This window comes from Rhizobium sp. PDO1-076 (assembly GCF_000247475.1).
GTDB lineage: Bacteria > Pseudomonadota > Alphaproteobacteria > Rhizobiales > Rhizobiaceae > Allorhizobium.
Window position 1 is genome coordinate 1 of record NZ_AHZC01000169.1, and the last position, 3,708, is coordinate 3,708.

Consider the following 3,708-nt stretch of genomic DNA (forward strand, 5'->3'; position numbering starts at 1 on the left):
CCTCGACGAAATGACATTGGCAAGCGTCGCCGCGACGAATTCGCCGACACTGTGTCCGATCATCGCATCGGGTTTCAGGCCGCGGCTCATCCAGAGCTGGGCCAAAGCGTATTCAACCAGATAGAGGCAAGGCTGCGCGATCCGGGTTTCACGCTGTTCCGCTGCCATTGCCGCGCTCACCGGTCCGGTGTGGCAGATGTAGTCGCGCACATCGACGTTGAAGCGCATCTTGAGCAGTTCGGTGCCGCGGTCTATCCAGCGGGCGAATTCAGGCTCGCTGTTGTAAAGTGCGGCGCCCATGCCGACATATTGCGAGCCCTGCCCCGGAAACATGAAAACGACCGGTGGCGGCCTGTCTTCCGCAACACCGCTCACCAGCGTTTCTGCGCGGAGCTGCTCGACGGCGGCCGCAACGGATGTCACCGCGACGGCCGTCCGTGTCTTGAAATCGTGGCGCCCCTGCTGCAGCGTTCTTGCAACCTGCGACAACGACACAGTGCTGTTCTTTTCGAGATAGCCGGCGAGGTTCCTGCGCATATCCGACAGCGCCGCATCCGACCTCGCGGACAGTGGCAGGATAAACGGGCCCTTGCTTTGCACGGCATCTTGACGGTGAGAGGCAGGCGCCTCTTCCAGGACGAGGTGAATATTCGTGCCTCCGACACCGAAAGCACTCACACCTGCCCGCCTTGGCGTCTCTGTCTCGGGCCAGTCACGCGTCTCCGTCGGAATATAGAATGGTGTGTCCTGCAGATCGATGCGCGGATTAGGCCCCTTGAAATTGGGCATGGCCGGGATCTTGCGACGGTGCAGCGCCATTGTTGCCTTGATCAGGCCCGACACGCCGGCTGCGGCATCCAGATGGCCGATATTGCCCTTCAGCGAACCGAGCGCGCAGATTTCGCTTTTGCCGGTGACTTCAGCAAATGCTCCCTTCAAGCCGGAGAATTCGATCGGATCCCCGAGAGGGGTCGCCGTTCCGTGGCATTCGACATAACCGATTGTGGCAGGATCGATACCGGCGCGGGCAATGGCGGTCGCTATTGCCTCTGCCTGGCCTTCGGCACTCGGAGCGGTGAAGCCGATCTTGTCGGATCCGTCATTGTTGATGCCGTAACCGCGGATCACCGAATAGATCAGATCGCCGTCATTGATCGCATCCTCGAGGCGCTTGAGCAAGACGACCCCGGCACCACTGCCGAATACGGTCCCGGAGGCATCCGCATCAAAGGGCCGGCACACGCCATCGCGCGATACCATGCCCCCTTCCTGATAGATGTAGCCCCGCTTTTGCGGCATGGTGATCGAGACACCGCCGGCCAGCGCCATGTCGCAGCTATAGGTCAGAAGGTTCTGGCACGCCTGGGAAACGGCAAGCAAAGACGTCGAGCATGCCGATTGCAGCGTGAAAGCAGGACCGCGCAAATTGAACTTGTAGGCGATCCGGGTGGACAGTGCGTCTCCGAGCGAGCCGATCAGCTGGTTGTAGCAACCGATCTGGTAGTTGGAGGTCACTTCCTCGACCGCAGCCCGGTCCGCCATAACATTGTTGAGCAGATAGGTCGGCATCGAGCAGCCGGCAAACACGCCGACCACACCGGGGTTGCGATAGGGATCGTAGCCGGCAATCTCCAGTGCTTCCCAGCAAAGCTCCAGGAATAACCTGTGCTGGGGATCCGTCAGTGCCGCCTCACGGGCAAACATGCCGAAGAATTCGGCGTCGAACTGGTCAACATCCTCGAGATGAGGGCGACACGCGACATAATCCGGCGAGGCCCGCTCCTCGTCGGTAAAACTATCCTCGATCTCGTCGGTGGAAAAAATCCTGAAGGCATTGCCGCCGCGTTCGACAAGCTGCCATAGCGCATCGACATTCGAAGCCCCCGGGAAGCGGCCAGACATGCCGACGATTGCAATTCCATCGGGTCGGCTACCGTTGTCCTCGTCCGCGTCCCCCGACTGGTAACGCTCGGACCGATCGTCCTCTCTCATGGAGTGCTCCGCCGAAATTGCGACATGGTTTTTCGTTGAAGGGCTGCACGCTGATCGGCTGTCATCGAGCGGGGTGCGCTCATGGTTCTGCCATCAAGGAAGCTGGCCATTTCCCGCACCGTCGGATGTTTGAAAAGTGCGAGAACCTCGCAGCGCAGTCCCAATTCGACCTCAAGCCCGGCATGGACCCGCATCAACTGCAGCGATGTGCCGCCGAGGTCGAAAAAATTCCTGTCGACCGGAATGGCCTCAAGGCCCAGGGCCTCCCGCCACAGACGGGTCAGAACCTCCTCGCTGCGGCTTTCCGGAACGATGGGTTTCACCCCTTCGGTCGGTGGCATCGGCAACCGGGACCGGTCAATCTTGCCGGCGCGCGTCAGCGGGAACTCGGCAAGCACCATGGCAGCGCTCGGGATCATGTAGGCCGGCAATGTGTTGCGCAGCCGTTCCATCACCGCAGGCACCAGATTGGAGTTGCCGAGGTCCTGCGGGTCGCGTGGCCGCAGATAGGCGATGATCCTCTTGATGCCCCCCGGTTCACGGCATTCAACCACGGCCTCTAGCAACCTGGGATGCCGACGCAGTGCCGCTTCTATCTCTTCCAGCTCGATGCGTTTGCCGTTGATCTTGACCTGTCGATCGCGCCGGCCCCTGAAGTGAAACAGGCCGTGCTCGTCGGCAATACCTAGGTCGCCGGTGAGATAGCACCGCAGCGGACCATTGCCGGTCTCGATAGTGACGAACCGTTCGTTGGTCAGATCAGGGCGCTTGAAGTAGCCGATGGCAAGGCCGTCGCCGGCAATCGCGATCTGGCCTTCGGTGCCCGCCGGCACGACCTGCATCTCCTCATCTAGCAGGAAGACCTCGGTATGGGCGATGGCCCTACCGATCGGCAGTTCAGTCGCCTCGAAGTCCCGCGGCACGGTGTAGGTCGTTGCGATGCAGGCTGCTTCCGTCGGGCCATAGACATTGGTCAAAATGCAGTTGGGATAGGCGGCAAGGAAGCGTCGCACATGCGCGGCGGATGCAACTTCGCCGCCGAAGATCGCCTGGCGCAAACTCGGCAGGCCGCCGTCGGCATGATCGGCAAACAGATTGAACAGGCCGGTGGTGAAATTGATGAAGGTTATGTCATGCTTGCGCACGAGATCGCGGATATCCGTGAGCGAGAAGCTCGTCTTCGGCACGATCACGAGCGTGCTGCCATTCAGCAGAGTGCCCCAGACATCGACCGTCGAAGCATCGAATGAAATCGTGGTGGCATGGAGCACCATGTCGCCTGGGCGGAAGTCGACGAAATTCTGCTCCAACACCAGTCTTGTGATGCCCCGGTGCGAGACAGCCACCCCTTTCGGCCGTCCGGTTGAGCCGGACGTGTACATCACATAGGCAAGGTCTCCGCCCTGAACGACCGGCAGATTTTCGACGTTACCCATGCCGAGCGTCGGCAGCAACCTCGGCAGATCGACGACGCGACCACCGGTGGCCGACAGCGCATCGACATCTGGACCTTGGCCCGCATCGGTGAAAATGACCTTGGGGCGGCACTCTTCCAGCACATATTGCAGATGGTCAGTCGGATAGGCCGGATCGACAGGCAGGTAACCGGCGCCGGCCTTCAGGATGGCGAGCTTGGCAACCACGGTCGTCAGCGCCCGCGGCACCAGCAGGCACACCACGTCACCCTTCTCGACGCCACTGTCGATCAGATAGGCC

2 protein-coding genes are annotated in these 3,708 nt (G+C 61.0%); both read right to left on the reverse strand.

Annotated features, from left to right (window positions below; all coding sequences use genetic code 11):
- On the reverse strand, positions 1–1,992 hold a 1,992-nt coding region (locus PDO_RS11200; protein ID WP_007601926.1), incomplete at its 3' end, for a type I polyketide synthase.
- Positions 1,989–3,708: non-ribosomal peptide synthetase (locus PDO_RS11205; protein WP_007601927.1), on the reverse strand; the 1,720-nt coding region annotated here is incomplete at its 5' end. The genes PDO_RS11200 and PDO_RS11205, both read right to left, overlap by 4 nt.